Below are 17,130 nucleotides of genomic sequence, written 5' to 3' on the forward strand. Positions count from 1 at the left end.
CTCCGGCCAACGCGACAGGAACCGCCTGGCGTCAGGCGGGGACCTTAAGGGGCTATGGCCCACGCGATGTCGTCAACCGCCAGAAACGGCTCGCCGGCCACGTTCGCGGGGGTCACTCCGGTGAACGCCACCACGTCCCGATGCAGGTGGGACTGGTCGGTGTAGCCGCCGTCGGCCGCGACCCGGGCCGCCCCCTCACCCGCGACCAGGCGGTGGGCGGCATGGTCGAAGCGGACCAGCTTCACGGCGCGCTTGGGCGGCAGGCCGAGCTGCGACCGGAACCGGGACCACAGGCGCTTACGGCTCCACCCGACCTCGCCCGCGAGCCCGTCGACCCGGACCAGGCCGCGGTCGCCGACGATCCGGTCCCAGGCCCAGGCGACCTCCGGGTCCACCGGCGGCCCCGCCTCGTACCGGCGAGCGAGCAGCGCGTCCGTCAACGCGAAGCGATCCTGCCACGACGAGGCCTCGCCCAGTCGCTCACGGATCCGTGACGCCTCGCGGCCCCACAGATCATCGAGGGCCACCACGGCACCGTCGAGGTCGGCGGGGGAGACGCCCAGAACCGCGCGTGCGATCACCGGGGACAGGCGCACCTGTACGCACTCGACGTTCTCCCCCCGCGCCCAGACCGCGCCTCCGGACCCGATCCCGGGCCCGGCGACGACACTTCCCCGCTGCTGCCGCCCGCCGGCATAGTCCACGACGGGCGCACCGGTGCCGAACTCCAGAAGCAGCGTCACGGCCGGATGCGGGACCATCCGAAGCGCGTCCAGGTCACGGACACGGAACCCGGCCATGGTGACACCGGCCACCCGGCTGCGCCGCCGCGGGCGTGCGACATCCCACACAGCCGCACCATGCACGAACGTACGCACCGCCCCATGCTATGCGGCCGACGGAGGGGAACATTTGTCCAATCCACCACCGCGCACCAGCGGCGACAGTGGGCTCATGACCATTTCCGACGGCGGACCGCACGTGAAAGACGACGCCGAAGCCACCGAGAGTACGTCCCTGTCCCTGTCCCTGGACGACGGCGACATCTACGTGTGCCAGGACGGCCCCCGCGACGCCCCCGCGCTCCTGCTCATCCACGGCTCCGCGTCCTCGACCCGCTCGTGGGACGCGCTGGTTCCGCTGCTGACCGGATCCCATCGCGTCATCCGGATCGACCTGCTCGGGCACGGCCGGTCGGCCAAACCGGACGACCGTAGCTACGCGACCCCGGACCAGGGACGCCGGGTCGGCGTGGTACTGGACCGGCTCGGCGTCGAGCACGCCGTAGTCGTCGGCCACTCCAGCGGCGGAGTCGTCGCCACCGCCCTCGCCGAACAGCGCCCCGACCTCGTGACCGCGCTCGCGCTGATCAACACCGGACCCAGCCTGGACGCCTTCATCCCCTCGGCGGCCGCCGCGATCGACCCCGCGCAGTGGCCGCCGACCGACGAGCAGCTCCGGCAGTTCGCGAGCACCGGTTTCAGCCGCGCGGGCTACCAGATCCCGCAGGAGCTCCTGGACGAGGTGCGCGCCATGACCTTCCACTCACTCACCACGACGATGCGGGACACCGTCGGCTACCTCCAGGAGCAGGCGCTCCCGGATCGGCTGATGACCCTGGGCAAGCCGCTACTGGTGATCTTCGGCGAGGACGACCGCCGATGGCGTTCCTCATCCGCCGCCGACTATCGCACCGTTCCGGGCGCGCACGTCGAGTTGCTGCCCGGTCTCGGACACTCACCCATACTCGAGGATCCGCCGCGCACCGCCGAACTCCTCCTGCCCTTCGCCGCGATCCACGCCGCGATGTAGACAGCGCGGGCCGGCCGGTACGTACCCCTCCCACAGCGAAGGAGCAACACATGGCCGGTCCGCGGCAGGGCCCGCTCGTTCAGCTCAAGGATGGAGCCGTCCGCGGCACGGTCACGTCAGGGATCTCCGCCTTCCTCGGCATCCCCTATGCGGCAGCTCCGTTCGGCGCGAACCGGATGAGACCGCCGCAGCCCGTCCAGCCCTGGAACGGCGAACGCGACGCCACCGGCTACGGCCCGACGGCGCCCAAGGGCGACTACCCACCGCAGTACGCCCCGCTCTTCCCAGAGGTGGTGATCCCTGGCGAGGACTGCCTGAACCTCAACATCTGGACACCCGACCCGGGCGCGGCCGGGTTGCCGGTGCTGGTCTGGATTCACGGCGGCTCGTTCACCAACGGATCCGGGTCGGTCGGCGAATACGACGGCAGCGCGTTCGCGCGTGACGGCATCGTGTGCGTGACCATCAACTACCGGCTGGCCGCCGATGGCTTCCTCTTCCTCGACGATTTCCTCGACGATGGGATCGCGAACCTCGGCCTGCTGGATCAGCTGGCGGCGCTGCGATGGGTACGGGCCAACATCGCCAGGTTCGGCGGCGATCCGGCACGGATCACCTACGGGCCGCTGCTGTCCGACGATGGCGCCACCTGGCTGGGTACGGCGGCGTTGGTCCGGGCGCCGGACGCGGACATCGCACGCTCCCTCCTGACCACGGAGTGAACGGGTCGCAGGTTCGGTTCAGCGGAGCTCGCCGGTGATGATCCACAGGTGGCCGAAGGGGTCACGGATGCGGCCCGAGCGCTTGCCGTAGGGCCGGTTCTCGATCGGTACGACCACCTCGGCGCCATGGGCGACCATGCGTTCGCCGACCGCGTCCGGGTCGTCGACCTCTATCTCGAGCAGGACCGCGGAGCCGCCGAGATCGCTTGGTGCGAGCCACCCCCACGCTGCGACGGCCGGTGAGACCCGCAAGGACACCCCGCCAAGACGGTGATCAACGACGGTGGGCCGGCCATCGTCGCTCAGCGGGGCACGGAACACCTGCTCGGCGCCCAAGGCGTCCTGGTAGAACGCCGACGCACGGTCCGGGTCAGGCACGATGAGACGAGGAGAGATGTTGATATTTGGTGTCATGCACCCATCGTGAGGCCGGGCGTCGGCGGGGTCTTGAACATCTGGGAACGAGCGAGCCGGCCGCTACCGGCTCAGGAGCTCCGCCACCTCCGCCTGGCCGGCGGAGCGTGCCCACTCCAGCGGCGTGGCATCGTAGTCGTGATCCCGGAGTGACCGGTCAGCTCCCAGCTCCAACAGCGCTCGCACCGTCGGCAGGTGGCCTGCCCGCGCCGCCTTGTGCAACGCCGTCGACGGAAGGCGTGCGTTCACGTCGAAGCCCAGCGCGCGGGCCAGCCGTACGGCAGGCACCCGACCGTACTCCGCGGCCTTGATGAGCAGGTCCCGCCGTTTTGTCAGCAGGCGCCGGACCAGTGTGCGGTCGCGGCTCATCAGGCGTTCGAGCCGCTCGCGATCCCCTCGCATGATCGCCGCTTCCACGGCGTCCAGCCCGCCTAGCGTGCCGGAGGCGCCCGCGTCGGTCAGGAGCCGCGCGACCTCCGTATGCCCGCCCAGCAGCGCCAGCTCCAGCGCCGTGCGCCCGTAGGAGGGATGCCCGTCGGACGTGGCGTCGGCGGGCGCGCCGTGCGCCAGCAGGCACCGCATCCGGCCTGCCTGGCCGCGCAGCGCGGTTGTCAGTACCGTGTTGTTCAGCATGCGGGCCGGCGTGTCCTGCACCTGGCCCAGCCTGGCCCGCCACGGCCCGCCGTCCCCGCGGCCGAGCCCGAACTCCAGCAGCAGCTCCAGGTAGCCGGTGTCATCACCGAGGAGTCCGCGGTTGTACAGGGCCTGGCCGTCGTTGGCGTCCGCCCCCGCCTCCAGGAGCACCCGGGCCAGCTCCAGGTCCCGCGGGTGCGGTGGCTGCCCCAGCTCTCCTCCGCCCAGCGCCCCGGCCAACGCGGTGAACGGCGGAGCCATCCCCTCAGGCAGGTAGCCGGCGTTCGGATCGGCGCCCGCCGCCAGCAGAACCCGCGCCGTCCCGACGGCGTCGGCCTGCGTCACCCGTGAACTGGTCAGGTACAGCAGCGGCTCCCAGCCGAACGGGCCGCCGTGTGCCCGCGCCGATGCGGGGTCGGCCGCCACCGCGCGTGCCATCCCGGCGGCGTCGCCGACCGCCGCCATCGTCCACACCGACGCGTCTCCTGTCCGCGGATGGGCGGCCGGCAGTCGCGCCGCGGCCTCGGTGTTCGGGGGTGCGTGGTAGGTCAGGCAGGCCAGCCGCAAGAACTCAGTCGCGGCGTCGGCCGCCGGGCCCACCTCGTGTGGCCGGCGCGCGAACTCGCCCACCATCGCCAGGTGCGCGCGCAGCCGCGGCCAGCTCGTGAAGCCGTACTTGCGGGCCACCACCAGTTGGGCGCCGGCCAGCCGCAGTTCGGACAGCTCTCCTGGATACCACCCGCCCGCCGTCGCGAGCGCGCGGATCTCGCCCGCGCGTACGCCGCGCAGCAGTTGCTTGGCCTCGTTCTTCAGGTGGTCGAGACTGGGGTTTTCGGGCAGACGGTTGGTCACGAAGACCTCCCTTTCGGATATGCCCGACGTCCGCATCTTCGGGCCGAAAAGGAGGGATGACATGAGAAACGTACTGAGGGTCGAGTGGGCTGAGCCCTTCCCGCGGACCGGTCGCGCCCCGAAACGCGACCCTGAGCCTAACCCAATCGCCGCCCTCTTCAAAGGGCTCTAACCCCGCAAGGCCAGGCCTTCGGCGCGCAGCCACTCGGTGGGCGTACACCCGGCCATGGCTCGCCACTCCCGGGTGAGGTGCGCCTGATCGGCGAATCCCGACGCGGCGGCCACCGCCGCCAGACTCACCGCTCCGGTACGGGCGGCGGCCACGAGCCGTCCCCGGGCTGCCTCGAAGCGGACGAGGCGCTGGTACTCCTTCGGGGTCACCCCGAACTCGGTACGAACCGTACTGCTCAGATGCCGCCGGGAGCACCCGAGGCGTTGAGCGGCCTCCTGTACCCGGGTGGTCCCGGACAGGACCGCGAGTGTGGCCCGCAGTCTGTCGTGGGCGGCGGGTTCGCCGTGCCGGGCCAGGCCGGTGAGCAGGGAGTGTTCGACGAGGGCGCGACGTTGCGGCCAGGACCGGCAGGCTGCCAGGCGCTCCGGCAGGTCCGCCATCGCTGGGACGACGTCGGCGAGATCGAAGATGTGCCCGGCCAGCGCCGACGCCGGGTGCCCCAGCAGCGCGCCGGCACCCAGCGGGCTGAGCGTCAACCACACGCCGCGCGTGCACCCCTCTTGCCTGAGCTCAGCCGCGTTCAGATGGAGCCCGGCCACAACAGCCCGGAGCCGTCTGCGCGAGCCGGGCCGCCCGGCCCACGCGATCTCGAGCGAGTCCTCCTCGGGGATCGTGATCGACACCGTGGACGAGGGCAGCCCGCGATGAAGGCCGACCGCGCCCGGCCCCAGATCGTACGCATTCAGCCTCGCCACGAACGGCGCCAGGGCGGTGGACAGCTGATCAGCAGGCGAGCTCACCCTGCCACAGTACGGCGGGTGGGCGGTGGTCTCCACGGAAGGACAGCTCGGGTGGATGAAGGTGGTCACGCCGGCTCGCCGCGTACGGCCCGCACCTCCTTCAGCGTGTCGCCCCGGGCGGCGGTGACGGAGCCGAGGGCGCAGATGATCGCGAATCCGAACAGCGTGTAGCGGGCCGAGTCGAGCATCGAGGTGCCGCCCAGGTTGACCAGGACGCCGGCGACCGCCGTGCCGAACGCGATCGACAAGCTCGTCACCGTGGCGATCGCGGCGGCCGCCCGCCGTCCCTCCTCCGGATCCCGGGTGCTGGACATCACCGCCACGGCCAGATGCGGATAGGCCAGCCCGATGCCGGCACCCGCGACGAGCAGCACCGGCACCCAGACGAACACCAGCCAGCCCGGCGCGTCCTGGCGCTGCAGCAGCCCCTGAACGAGGAAGCCGAGCGCCAGCACCAGCGGCCCGGTCACCCGCAACCGGCGAATCGTCCGCTCCTTGACCGCCGACGAGCTGACCAGCTGGGTCGACGACCACCCCAGCGAGATCGCCGCCCCGAAGAACCCGGCCACGGCCGGGGCCAGCCCGCCCAGCCGCTGGCCGAACAACGGCACGAACGACTCCACCGCCACGCCGAAGGCCAGCAGCGCCAGCGTCAGATACACCCACTTCAACGGCGAACCCGGCTGGTAGGTCGTACGCGGGAAGACCCGCGGCCCGCTCCGCCGCTCGTGGACGACGAACCCGGCCACCAGCAGCAGCGCCACCACGATGCCGGACGCCATGGCCATCGCGCCGGGCAGCACCCCCGCCAGACTGACCGCCGCCGTGGCCGCGGTGACCAGCAGCAGCGACACGAGCGGGACGGGTGCCTGGACATCGCCGCGTTCGCCACGCGGCAGCACCCGAGGTACGAACAGGCCGCACACCGCCGCGATCACCGCCATCGCCACGAACGCCGGCCGCCACGCGCCGAACTGGGCGAACAGGCCGCCGAGCGCCGGACCGACGAAGTTGCCCACGCCGTACATCGCCGACATCAGCGCATTGCCGCGCGCCCACAGCCGCTCCGGCAGAGCCGACCGAACGGCGGCGAAGCCTAATCCGGACAGCAGCCCCGCCCCCAACCCTTGGACGGCGCGGCCGGACAGCAGCACCGGCATCACCGGGCTCACCGCGCAGGCCAGCGAGCCCGCCAGGAACGCGCCGAAGCCGATCAGGTAGGCACCCACGTTGCCCCAGCGGCCCGCGAGGCGGCTGACCAGCATCGTCGCGATCACCATGGCGACCAGGTAGATCGTCATGTTCCACGCGTAGAAGCCGCTGCCGCCGATGTCGGCCACCACGGTCGGCAGCAGGCTAGAGGCCAGATAGATGTTGACCGCGCCGACCAGCACCCCGACGGCCAGCACGATCGCCGCGCCGGCATGCTCCGGGCCCAGTAACTCCCGCCACGAAGGGGAGACGGTGTTCACACCGCCGTCCGCTCCGTTGTTGTCATGAACACTCATGACGTCAAGCCTGTCGTTGAACAAGTCCCGGAGACTTTTGGCCTTCTGCCACAGCGCGGCCTACGAAAAGCCTCAAACCGGGGTGGAATGGTTCGTCAAGCGCGCTCTTCGCGGGGCAGCCAGGCGAAGGGATCATCGGTGGCCGGCTTGTATTCAAGCCCTACCCATCCGGTGTATCCGGCCGCGTAGACCTCGTCGATCCAGCGCCGGAGCGGCAGTTCTACGGTGCCTGGCTCGCCGCGTCCCGGCGCGTCGGCGATCTGGACGTGCGCGATCCGCTCGATGTGCTCGGCGATCACGGCTGCGACGTCGTCACCATTGACGGCCAGGTGGTAGAAGTCCGCGAGCAGCATGACGCCGGCTACCTGGTCGATCACCTCGACCGCGTCGGCCGCGGTTTTGAGCGGGTAGCGCTCGGCGCCGCTGATCGGCTCGAGGAAGACCGTCGCGCCGATACCGCTCGCCTTCTCGGCCGTCAGGGCGAGGTTCTCCAGAGCGAGCGCGTCTTGTCGTGCGGGTTCGTAGCCGTCGAGCCTGTTGCCGTACGAGGCGTTGAAGCCCGACACGCCGAGTTGCCCGCCGATGCTCACCGCGGCCTCGACGCTCTCCCGGAACTCGTCGGCGCGGCCGGGCCACGAGACGACGCCACGGTCGCCTTCGGGCATGTTCCCGGCGAAGAAGTTGAGCCCGACGAGCCGCACTCCGGCATCGCGGACCGCCGCGACGAAGGCGTCGGCCTCGGTGTCGGAGGGCACCGCCTCGGCGAAGGGCCACCAGAACGCGACGGCTTCGAACCCGGCCGCCTTCGCGACGACGTCCGGTTCGAGGTCATGGCGGTGCCCCGCCTATTGACCGAGCCGATCGGCGCGGTCTTCCGCGCGGAACGAGGTCAGCACGTGTCCGAGAGGGACGACGTCCTGCACCTGGCGATGATCTCGGCCGTCATGCCGCGGAACAGTTCGCGGTCGTGGGGGGTGAGCTGCGAGGTGAGATGGCCCAGCTCCGCGCTCACCTCGGCGTGGAAGGCGATCGCCGCCTGGCGGCCGGCGTCGGTCAGCGTCACCTGCACCGCACGCCGGTCGCCGGGTACCGATGATCGCTGGGCGAGGCCGCGCCGCTCGGCACGGTTCATGAGGCCGGTGAGCGCGGCCTTCTCCACGCCGAAGCAGCGGGCGAGCTCGGCCATGCCCCTGGGGCCGCCGAGCAGGACGCACAGCAGCCTGGCCTGGACGGGGGTCAGATCGTGGCGTTCGGAGACGCGGGTATAGATGCCCTGCACCAGCCCGGTGAGCTGAACCAGCCCGGTGGCGACGTCCATCTCCGCGTCGTGCACGCCATCCGTTACGCACCCCGGCCCAGCGGCCACCATCGCTTGCGCCGTCTCATCCACGGCACTACGGTACAGTACGCATATAGTTAATGGCGCATACAGTGTGTGGCGTGAACTTTCGCCACCGTGCGCGGATCGTCACATGAGGAGGCCCCAGGTGTCTTTCAACGAAGAAGAGCTCGCCTACCTGCGATCCCAGCGACTGGCCCGGATCGCCACCGTCTCGGCCGACGATCAGCCGGACGTGGTGCCGGTGGGGTTCGAGTTCGACGGCACGTACCTGTACGTGGGCGGCATCGATCCAGACAAGACGCGGAAATTCCGCAATGTCCGGGACGGGAACACCAAGGTCGCGCTCGTCATCGACGACCTGCCGTCGGCCGATCCGTGGACGCCCCGCTACCTGCGGATCTACGGCGACGCCGAACTCGTCGAGCGCCCGGGCCAGTTCGGGCCCGCGTCCTACATGCGGATCACTCCCACCGTGTCGTGGAGCTTCAACCTGGAGGGTCAGCCGTTCACCCATGACCGCGAGGTCCACGTCCAGCGCACCGTGCATCAAGCCCCGGGCGCGTAGCCGGACACCCCCGGCGTGGGCCATCCATCACAGAAACGCAGCGACGTTCGCCACCGTCTCGCCGAGCGGCGCTCGCGAACCGACGCCAGCGGCGCGGCGCTCGCGAACCGACGCCAGCGGCGCGGCGCTCGCGAACCGACGCTCGGCGGCGAGACGGTGGCGGCGTGATCATCACACGTCGGTGATGCGGATTCCCGCGTGTGCCTTGTGCCGGCGGTTGATCGCGATCAGGTTGGCGGTCAGCGCCTCCACCTGGTGGGCGTTGCGCAGCCGCCCGCCGTACACGCCTCGTATGCCCGGCACCGCGTCGGCCAGCGCGCGCACCAGGTCGGTGGCCTCGCGATCGTCGCCGAGCACGAGTACGTCGGTGCGCAGCTCGGTGATCGACAGGTCGGCGAGGTGCACCGCCGACACGTGGTGGAAGGCGGCCGTCACCCGGGACTCCGGCAGCAACTGCTCCGCCTGCTGTGCGGCGCTCCCCTCCTCGACGGCAAGCGCGAACGGGCCCTGCTTGTCGAAGCCGAGCGGGTTCACGCAGTCGATGACGATCTTGCCGGCGAGCCGGTCGCGCAGCGAGGTCAGCAGCTCACCGTGGCCCTCCCAAGGCACCGCGACGAGCACCACGTCCGCCATCGCGGCCGTGTCCTGGTTGTCCATGCCGGTCACGCCGTCACCCAGTTCGGCGGCGGCCGCCTCGGCGCGCTCGGCGCTTCGCGAGCCGATGATCACCTTGATGCCGGCCGTGGCCCAGCGCAATGCGAGGCCCTTCCCCTGCGGGCCGGTGCCCCCGAGCACGCCCACTGTCAGGCCTGTCACGTCGGTCAATGTTTCCTCCTGTGGTGAATCGGTCATTCGCTCATCCGCCGGATGCGGCGGTCGTACGGGCGAGGGTGAACTTCCCGAGTCCGATCTCGGCCGCGACGGCGAGATCGGACTCGGTGTCCACGTCGCAGCGCAGTGACGCCAGCGACCCGCCGACCCGCACGGCGCCCGAAGCGACGTGCGCGTCGGCGGAGCGCCGGCCGAAGCGCGGGTGGAGCGGCTCGCCGGGTGCGGCCAGCAGCAGCGTGGTCCCGGTGCCCGGCCGGTCCGCACAGTACGCCCGCCGCCCGGCGGCCTCCTCGATCGCCGCGGACAGGTCCGCCGGGCGCAGCGCGGGCAGATCGGCCTGCAGCGCGCCGACCGTGCCGTTGGGCGTGCGCGGGTGCTCCGCGCCGACCGTGTCGTTCGGCCCGCGCAGGTACGCCGCGCCGAACGCCAGGGCCGCGTTCAGGCCGGGAAGGCCGCGCTTGTCGACGCACTCCACGCCGGTGCCGGCCAGCGCCGCCGGGATCCGCTCGTCCTCGCAGACCACGAGGATCCGCCGGACCCCGTCGGCCTGTGCGGCCGCTGTCACGGTGTCCAGCAGCAGCGCCAGCACGAGGTCGGCGTGCTCGTACGCCGGCACGGCGCCACGCAACCGCGACTTCGCCCGGTCCAGTCTCTTGATCGGGACGACCAGGTCCACGTCATGCTCCACCCGAAGTCATCCGCTGACCAGCGGCAGCAGGTTCGGCCGCCATACGCCGTCGTGCTCGCGGCCCGCCGCCAGGCGTTCCGCGGAGACCTCGCCGTACGTGGTCGTCCGCTGGCGGGCCGGTCGGCCGGCGGCGTGCGCCAGGGCCGTGAGGTCGGCGATCGTCTTGTAGCTGCCGTTCTCCGAGCCCGCCATGCGGCTGATGGTCTCCTCCATCAGCGTGCCGCCCAGGTCGTTCACGCCGCCGCGGAGCACGTCGACCACCCCCGCCGGGCCCAGTTTCACCCAGCTCGTCTGGATGTTCGGGATCCGGCCGTGCAGCAGCAGCCGGGCCAGGGCGTGCACGGCCCGGTTCTCCAGGTGCGTGGGGCCTGGGCGGGCGATGCCGGCCAGGTAGAGCGGCGCGTTCGTGTGGACGAAGGGCAGCAGCACGAACTCGGTGAACCCACCCGTTCGCGCCTGGAGGTCCCTGATCAGCTTGATGTGGGCCACCCAGTGCGCCGGGTTGTCGACGTGGCCGTACATCATCGTCGACGTCGTCGGGAGGCCCAGCTCGTGGGCCGTGGTCACGACCTCGATCCAGGACGCCGTCGGAAGCTTGCCCTTGGTCAGGATCCAGCGGACGTCGTCGTCGAGGATCTCGGCCGCGGTGCCGGGCAGAGAGTCCACCCCGGCCTCCTTCGCCGCGGTCAGCCTCGCTGAGGAACGCCGTCGGCGTCCGCCCGGGAACGGTGGCGAACGTGCAGTAGTGGCAGCGGTCCCGGCAGAGCTTGGTCAGCGGTACGAAGACGCTGCGGGAATAGGTGATCACCCCTTCCCGGCCCGCCTCGATGAGCCCGGCGTCGCGCACCCGGGACGCGGCGGCCAGCAACTGTTCCAGCTGCGCGCCCCGGGCGTGCAGCAGCGTCTCGGCCTCGGTCCGGTCGAGGGTGACGCCGTCCCTGGCTCGACGCAGCGCCCGGCGGACGGCCGACTCGCCGGGCACGACATTGGACAAGCTCATGAATCTCCCTGGTGGGGGCACGGTGCGAACATAGTTAATGACATGTACAGTATGCGTCGATAACAATAGCGCCCAAGGGCCCCCTCTTGGCCGGGCAGCCCCCGTAGCCGGCGCACCGAACATCCGGAGAGCATCACATGCCGAAAATTCTTGTCATCGTCGGAAGCACCCGCCCCACCCGGGCGGCGGATCGCGTACTGCCCTGGGTCCTGTCGCGGCTCCGCGCGCACGACGGCTTCGACGTCGAACTCGCCGATCTGCGCGACTGGCCGCTGCCGATCTTCGCCGAGCACATGGGGACGATCGGCGACCTGAGCGACCCGACGTACTCCGAGCCGATCGTGCGGGCCTGGAACCAGAAGGTGAAGCAAGCCGACGCCTTCGTCGTCATCACCCCGGAGTACAACCACAGCGTTCCCGGCGGGCTGAAGAACGCCATCGACAGCGTGTGGATGTCGTTCGGGTTCCGCAACAAGCCGGTGGCGGCCATCGGCTACAGCGGGGGCATCGGGGGAGGGATCCGCGCGATCGAGCATCTGGCGCACATGTTCGTCGAGGCCGAAGCCGTTCCGCTGCGCAACACCGTGGTGATCCCGTACGTGCAGGCGGCCTTCGACGGCCAGGACGAGCCGGTCAATGCCGCGACCGACATCAGCCTGCAGATCATGCTCGACGACCTGGCCTGGTGGTCCTCCGCGCTGAACCAGGCCCGCACCGAAGGAGAGCTGATCCCCGGCGTCATCCGGGCCCGAGCCGCGATGGCCGCCGCATGAGCTTCAACACGCGTGCGGGAACGCGCGGCGCTCGCCAGCCCTCGGCGGGGTGGGCGTTCCGCTGGTTCAACAATCTGATGGCCAGGCGGATCCGCCGCAAGGGCGGCGGCATCTTCCTGGGCTTCAATGCCCTGGTCCTGACCACCATCGGTGCCAAGAGCGGGCTGGAGCGGACGAACCCGGTCGGCTGGTTCCCCGGCAAGGACGGCAGCTGGCTGATCGTGGCGTCGGCGGCCGGCGCGGCGGGCAACCCGGCGTGGTACTACAACCTCGCCGCCCACCCCGACAAGGTGCGGATCGAGGTCGACGGCCGCAAGATAGCCGTGGTCGCCGAGCAGCTGCATGGGGTCGAGCGCGCGGAGGCCTGGCAGCAGATCGTCGACGCCGCGCCCCGCTTCGGCCAATATCAGGTGAAGACCGATCGGGAACTGCCGATCGTCCGCCTGGTTCCCCGACCCGCTCAGAGCACCACGTGAATGCCGCATCCTGGGAAGGGTTGGGAATCCCGGTTAGGCTCCACTTGACGTAGCCCGGATCCTTCCCTGGGGAGCCGCCATGGCGGGTGGGACGAACCAGCTCAACCTGTGGGTGGTCGACGATTCCGCGGAGCCGCAGGAGCTGGATGAGCTGACCGCCACGCTGCGCGCCGAACTGCTCGACCTGGATGTCGTGGTCGGCCTCTCCCAGGCGGGCGCGGCGCCGGAAGGCAGCAAGGCGATCCTGTCCTTCGCCATCGGCGGTCTGACGGTCGCGCTGGCGGGCACCGAGTTGCTCGGCGCCATCGTGGAAGCGGTGACCGCCTGGCTGACGCGGCACCGGGATCGTTCGGTGAAGATGACCCTCGACGGCGACCTGCTCGAGGTGACCGGCGTGGCGACGCCGGATCAGCGGCGGCTGATCGATGAGTGGCTGGCCCGCCGCCGGTCGCCGCAGGAGCTCACCGAGGCCACGCCCCGCGGCGGCCGGCGGGTGGCGCTGATCGTGGCCTGCGACGACTATCGCGACTCGGGGCTGCGCAAACTGCGCGCGCCCGCCACGGACGCCGACGCGCTGACCCGGGTGCTGAGCAATCCCGCGATCGGCGATTTCGAGGTACGCACGCTGGTCAACGAGCCGACATCGGTCGTCACTGAGGCGATCGAGGGCTTCTTCGCCGACCGCGACCCCGATGACCTGCTCCTGCTGCACTTCTCCGGGCACGGCGTGAAGGACGACAACGGGCAGCTGTACTTCGCGACCTCCAGCACCAAGCTCAACCTGCTCGCCGCGACGGCGATATCGGCCGGCTTCGTCAACCAGGCGATGAGCCGCAGCCGCTGCCGCCGCATCGTGCTGCTGCTCGACTGCTGTTACGCGGGTGCCTTCGCGCGCGGCGCGATGCCGAGGGCCGGGTTCAGTACGCACGTCGAGGACCAGTTCGGCGGACGCGGGCGCATCGTCATCACCGCGTCCAACGCGCTGGAGTACGCCTTCGACGGCCTCGATCTGGCCGACGACCGGCAGCCCTCTCCGTCCGTGTTCACCGGTGTGCTCGTCGAAGGGTTGGAGACCGGCGAGGCCGACCTCAACCAGGACGGGTACGTGGGCATCAACGAGCTGTACGACTTCGTCTACGAACGGGTGCGAACGATCACCCCCAAGCAGACGCCGGGCAAGTGGACGTTCGAGGTGCAAGGCGACCTGGTCATCGCCCGGCGCGCTCGCCCGGTCGAGCGGCCCAGCGAACTGCCCGCCGAGCTGCGCGAAACGCTCCAGCATCCGCTTCCCACGGTGCGCGCCGCCATCGTCGGGGACCTGGAACGCCTGTTGCGCGGCTCACATGCGGGGCTCGCCCTGGCCGCGCGGCTGGCGCTGCAGGGGCTGGCCGACGACGACAGCCGCATGGTCTCGGCCACCGCCGCCCGAGCCCTCGCCGCCGCCGGGCTGGAGACCACCGCTCAACCCGCCGAGCCCGAACCTGCCGCCGAGCCGGAACCTGCCGCCGAGCCGGAACCTGCCGCCGAGCCGGAACCTGCCGCCGAGCCGGAACCTGCCGCCAAGCCCGAACCCACGGCCGGGCCCGCTCTCGCTGCCGAGCCCCAGGCCACCGCCACCCCGGTCCAGCCCGCTACCCCGCCTCAAGCGACCAGCCCAGCTCAGCCGCTCGACACTCCCAAGACACCTGCCGCCACAGGTCCGATCGGCATGACCTGGCGGCGCTGGCGGCTACGGACCCGGATCGCCCTCCTGGCCGGGCTGGCGGTGACGGTGGCAGCGGCGGCCATCACCACAGTGATCGTGAACGGATCAAAGCACGACAGCGCCGGCAGCAGCGGCCCCGAGGCGCCGATGACGTCGGTGGCCTTCAGCCCGGATGGCAAGACCATCGCGATGGCGAGCTACATCAGAAGCGAGGTCTGGTTACGCGACGCGTCAACCGGAGCCGCCCTGTCCACGCTCACCTCCTCCGGCAACACCGATGGCCTCTACGGCCTGGCCTTCAGCCCGGACGGCAAGAAGCTCGCCGCGAGCCGCGGCGACAACGCGATCCACCTGTGGGACGTCCGCACCGGCGAATCGATCACCGATCTCACCGGTCACACCGAGGGTCCGCTGGTCAACGGCAGTCGTGCCAGCGCCGTACGAGCCCTCGCCTTCAGCCCCGACGGCAAGACCCTCGCCAGCGGCGGCATCGATCAGACCATCCGGCTCTGGGACGTGGCACGCGGCCAGACCCGAACCGTGATCACCGGGCACAAGGGCGAGGTGTCGGCGCTGGCCTTCACGCCCGACGGCAAGACCCTGGCCAGCGCCAGCGAGGACAAGACCATCGGCCTGTGGAACCCGGCGAACGGCCACACCAGAAGCACCCTCACCGGCGCCCAGTACGCCATCCACTACCTGGCCATCAGCCCGGACGGGAAGACCCTGGCCAGCTCCAGCGGCGTCTCGTCCACCATCCAGATATGGGACCTGACGACCCGTACCAGCAAGGACCTCAAGCCCGGACACACCGCCATGGTCGGCCCGCTGGCGTTCAGCCCGGATGGCAAGACGCTGGCCACCGGCAGCTTCGACAGGACGATCGTGCTGACGGATGTCGCCACCACGCGCCCGATCGGCACACTGACCGGCCACAACGGTCAGATCGCCGATCTGGCCTTCGGCCCGGACGGCAGGTCCCTGGTCAGCGGCTCCTTCGACGGTACGGCGCGTCTCTGGGATGTCGCGACCAGTCGCCTCCTCGCCACCATGGAGGTCTTGCCCACCCCGGCCGGCTCCAGTAGCTGAGCGGGTCAATCCTTGATGCGTTTCATGGTGAGGTGGGAGTCGACGCGGGAGACCGCGGGCAGCGGCAGGATCTGCCGGCTGAGGAAGTTCTCGTAGGCGATCGGGTCGGCGACCGCCACCCGGATGTAGTAGTCCGGACGGCTGAACATGCGCCTGAACTCCACGACCTCCTCCAGCGCCGCGACCCGCGACTCGAAGTCCTCCACCGTCTGCAGGTCGTTGACCGCGATCTCCACCGACAGGACCACCTCCAGGGAGCGGCCCAGGGCCGCGGGGGAGATCTGCGCCCGGTACCCGGCGATCACGCCGGCGTCCTCCAGCCGCTTGACCCGGCGCAGGCACGGCGGGGGAGTCAGCCCGACCCGGCGGGCCAGCTCCACGTTCGACAACCGCCCGTCCTGAGCAAGATGAAACAATATTTCACGATCAATGCGATCAATACTAATACTATTACTCATAAGGCTTTCTCCTGATAATACTTAACACCATATTACGCGCAATGCGCACTAAAATTGCGTCTCATGAGTGCAATCCACACGAGGGGCAACTTCGCGGCGGCAGCGGCCGACACCGCCTCGGTAGGGCTCAGCCTGTTCCCTCTCGGGCTCAGCTTCGGCGTCCTGGTGGTGCACGCCGGGCTGAGCTGGTGGTGGGCCACGGTGTTCACCGCCGTGATCTACGCCGGGTCGCTGGAGTTCCTGCTGCTGGGCCTGGTCGCCTCGGTGACTCCGCTGGGACAGATCGCGGTGACGGCGCTGCTGGTGAACCTCCGGCACGTCTTCTACGCCCTGTCCTTCCCGCTGTCGCAGGTCCGGCCGCTGGGCCGCCTCTACGCCACGTTCGCGCTCACCGACGAGGCGTACGCCCTGACCGCCGGCGAACACGCCCGCGGCTGGAACGGCGCCCGCATCCTGTGGATGCAGGTGCTGTGCCAGGGCTACTGGGTCGGCGGCGCCACTGTCGGCGCGCTCGCCGGCTCCCTGATCCCGCTCAACCTGACCGGCCTGGACTTCGCGCTGACCGCCCTGTTCGTGGTCCTGACGATCGACGCCTGGCGCGCCCAGCGGGATCTGCCCGCCCCGCTGCTGGCCGCGGCCGCCTTCGCCGTCGCCGTGCTCCTGACTCCCGGGCAGGTACTGCCGACCGCGATGGCCCTGTTCACCGCAGGCCTGCTGATCCGCTACGCCGCAGGCCGCCGCCGCACCGCCGCACGCCCCGTGACCCCTGCCGCCGTCTCCGTCAGGAAAGGGTGAAACCCGTGCCCAGCCCGCTCTACCTGACCGCCGCCGTGGCTGTCAGCGCCGGCGTCACCTGGGGTCTGCGCGCCCTGCCCTTCGCCGTCCTGACCCCGCTGCGCCGCTCGGCCGTCCTGCGCTACCTCGCCTGTCAGATGCCCACCGGCATCATGCTGATCCTCGCCCTGTACACCCTGCGCGCGGTCCGCCCCGCCTGGTCGGCCGCCGTGCCCGCCGTCCTGGCCCTGGCCGTCGCGGTCGGGCTGCACCTGAAAACCCGCAACGCCGTGATCAGCGTCCTGGGCGCGACCGCCGTGCACGTGGTGCTGTCGACCCTCTGGCAGACCTGATGGGCGGCACTTGATCATTTCGGTGGTGGCTCGCTAGGAGCCGTCAAGAAATAAGGCGTTGCTTTTCGATCTTGAACTCGTTGACTTGGTATGGGCATACCGAGCGAGGTCCGCGATCAGCTTGTCTCGCGGTTCAGGGTGCTGTTTCCGCACCTGAACGAGC

Annotated in this window: 17 protein-coding genes and 2 pseudogenes; 8 read left to right on the forward strand and 11 right to left on the reverse strand. The window is 70.5% G+C overall.

What is annotated here, in order from left to right; all coding sequences use genetic code 11:
• Positions 1-44 precede the first annotated feature (44 nt).
• Entirely contained in the window at positions 45-878 is an 834-nt protein-coding gene (locus KME78_RS61425) for a helix-turn-helix domain-containing protein (protein ID WP_308127592.1), read from the reverse strand.
• Between the two features lie 76 nt (positions 879-954).
• On the opposite strand from KME78_RS61425, the gene KME78_RS61430 reads away from it, so the two are divergent.
• Both KME78_RS61430 and KME78_RS61435 read left to right on the forward strand, forming a co-directional pair.
• Positions 955-1,812 (forward strand): alpha/beta fold hydrolase, encoded by an 858-nt coding sequence (locus tag KME78_RS61430; RefSeq protein ID WP_219539543.1) that lies wholly within the window; start codon positions 955-957, stop codon positions 1,810-1,812.
• A 50-nt stretch (positions 1,813-1,862) separates the two neighbouring features.
• Positions 1,863-2,534, forward strand: a complete 672-nt coding sequence (locus tag KME78_RS61435; RefSeq protein ID WP_219539544.1) for a carboxylesterase family protein — start codon at positions 1,863-1,865, stop codon at positions 2,532-2,534.
• Positions 2,535-2,552: 18 nt separating this feature from the next.
• Here the strand turns inward: KME78_RS61435 and KME78_RS61440 are convergent, their stop codons facing one another.
• The 6 genes and pseudogenes from KME78_RS61440 to KME78_RS65775 all read right to left on the reverse strand — a co-directional run bounded on the left by KME78_RS61440 (position 2,553) and on the right by KME78_RS65775 (position 8,303).
• Entirely contained in the window at positions 2,553-2,948 is a 396-nt protein-coding gene (locus tag KME78_RS61440; protein ID WP_246654981.1) for a VOC family protein, read from the reverse strand.
• A gap of 63 nt (positions 2,949-3,011) precedes the next feature.
• Positions 3,012-4,433 carry an ankyrin repeat domain-containing protein gene (locus tag KME78_RS67780; protein ID WP_219539545.1) on the reverse strand — a complete coding sequence of 474 codons (1,422 nt, stop codon included), beginning with the start codon at positions 4,431-4,433 and terminating at the stop codon, positions 3,012-3,014.
• Between the two features lie 168 nt (positions 4,434-4,601).
• Entirely contained in the window at positions 4,602-5,474 is an 873-nt protein-coding gene (locus tag KME78_RS61450; RefSeq protein WP_308127593.1) for a helix-turn-helix domain-containing protein, read from the reverse strand.
• On the reverse strand, positions 5,471-6,913 hold the full coding sequence (locus KME78_RS61455) for an MFS transporter (RefSeq protein WP_219539546.1): 1,443 nt from the start codon (positions 6,911-6,913) through the stop codon (positions 5,471-5,473). The genes KME78_RS61450 and KME78_RS61455 overlap by 4 nt, the downstream gene beginning before the upstream one ends.
• Before the next feature lie 95 nt (positions 6,914-7,008).
• Positions 7,009-7,710 (reverse strand): annotated as a pseudogene (locus KME78_RS61460) (hydroxypyruvate isomerase family protein); the annotation flags it as partial.
• A 92-nt stretch (positions 7,711-7,802) separates the two neighbouring features.
• Complete coding sequence (locus tag KME78_RS65775) at positions 7,803-8,303, reverse strand: MarR family winged helix-turn-helix transcriptional regulator (RefSeq protein ID WP_219539547.1); 501 nt, start codon at positions 8,301-8,303, stop codon at positions 7,803-7,805.
• 97 nt (positions 8,304-8,400) lie between these two features.
• Here KME78_RS65775 and KME78_RS61470 point away from each other — a divergent pair, with 97 nt between their 5' ends.
• Positions 8,401-8,820, forward strand: coding sequence for a PPOX class F420-dependent oxidoreductase (locus tag KME78_RS61470; RefSeq protein ID WP_219539548.1), 420 nt, complete (start codon positions 8,401-8,403; stop codon positions 8,818-8,820).
• Positions 8,821-8,991: 171 nt separating this feature from the next.
• Here KME78_RS61470 and npdG read toward each other — a convergent pair whose 3' ends face one another.
• From npdG to fbiC, 3 genes and pseudogenes are all read right to left on the reverse strand, one after another.
• Complete coding sequence (gene npdG / locus KME78_RS61475; protein WP_219539549.1) at positions 8,992-9,672, reverse strand: NADPH-dependent F420 reductase; 681 nt, start codon at positions 9,670-9,672, stop codon at positions 8,992-8,994.
• Positions 9,673-9,676: 4 nt separating this feature from the next.
• Entirely contained in the window at positions 9,677-10,327 is a 651-nt protein-coding gene (cofC, locus tag KME78_RS61480) for a 2-phospho-L-lactate guanylyltransferase (RefSeq protein WP_219539550.1), read from the reverse strand.
• An 18-nt stretch (positions 10,328-10,345) separates the two neighbouring features.
• Positions 10,346-11,029, reverse strand: a pseudogene (gene fbiC / locus KME78_RS61485) (7,8-didemethyl-8-hydroxy-5-deazariboflavin synthase); the annotation flags it as partial.
• 447 nt (positions 11,030-11,476) lie between these two features.
• Here fbiC and KME78_RS61490 point away from each other — a divergent pair.
• From KME78_RS61490 to KME78_RS66915, 3 genes are all read left to right on the forward strand, one after another.
• Entirely contained in the window at positions 11,477-12,112 is a 636-nt protein-coding gene (locus tag KME78_RS61490; RefSeq protein WP_219539551.1) for an NADPH-dependent FMN reductase, read from the forward strand.
• Positions 12,109-12,588 carry a nitroreductase/quinone reductase family protein gene (locus KME78_RS61495; RefSeq protein WP_219539552.1) on the forward strand — a complete coding sequence of 160 codons (480 nt, stop codon included), beginning with the start codon at positions 12,109-12,111 and terminating at the stop codon, positions 12,586-12,588. Before KME78_RS61490 ends, KME78_RS61495 begins: the two co-directional genes overlap by 4 nt.
• Positions 12,589-12,667: 79 nt before the next feature.
• Entirely contained in the window at positions 12,668-15,382 is a 2,715-nt protein-coding gene (locus tag KME78_RS66915) for a caspase, EACC1-associated type (RefSeq protein WP_219539553.1), read from the forward strand.
• Between the two features lie 5 nt (positions 15,383-15,387).
• Here KME78_RS66915 and KME78_RS61505 read toward each other — a convergent pair whose 3' ends face one another.
• Positions 15,388-15,840: an Lrp/AsnC family transcriptional regulator gene (locus KME78_RS61505; protein ID WP_219539554.1), complete on the reverse strand. Its 453-nt coding sequence runs from the start codon at positions 15,838-15,840 to the stop codon at positions 15,388-15,390.
• Positions 15,841-15,903: 63 nt separating this feature from the next.
• Here KME78_RS61505 and KME78_RS61510 point away from each other — a divergent pair, with 63 nt between their 5' ends.
• Positions 15,904-16,635 (forward strand): AzlC family ABC transporter permease, encoded by a 732-nt coding sequence (locus KME78_RS61510; RefSeq protein ID WP_219539555.1) that lies wholly within the window; start codon positions 15,904-15,906, stop codon positions 16,633-16,635.
• Between the two features lie 5 nt (positions 16,636-16,640).
• Positions 16,641-16,967, forward strand: a complete 327-nt coding sequence (locus KME78_RS61515) for a branched-chain amino acid transporter permease (protein WP_219539556.1) — start codon at positions 16,641-16,643, stop codon at positions 16,965-16,967.
• Positions 16,968-17,130 lie beyond the last annotated feature (163 nt).

This window comes from Nonomuraea guangzhouensis (assembly GCF_019396345.1).
Taxonomy (GTDB): domain Bacteria; phylum Actinomycetota; class Actinomycetes; order Streptosporangiales; family Streptosporangiaceae; genus Nonomuraea; species Nonomuraea guangzhouensis.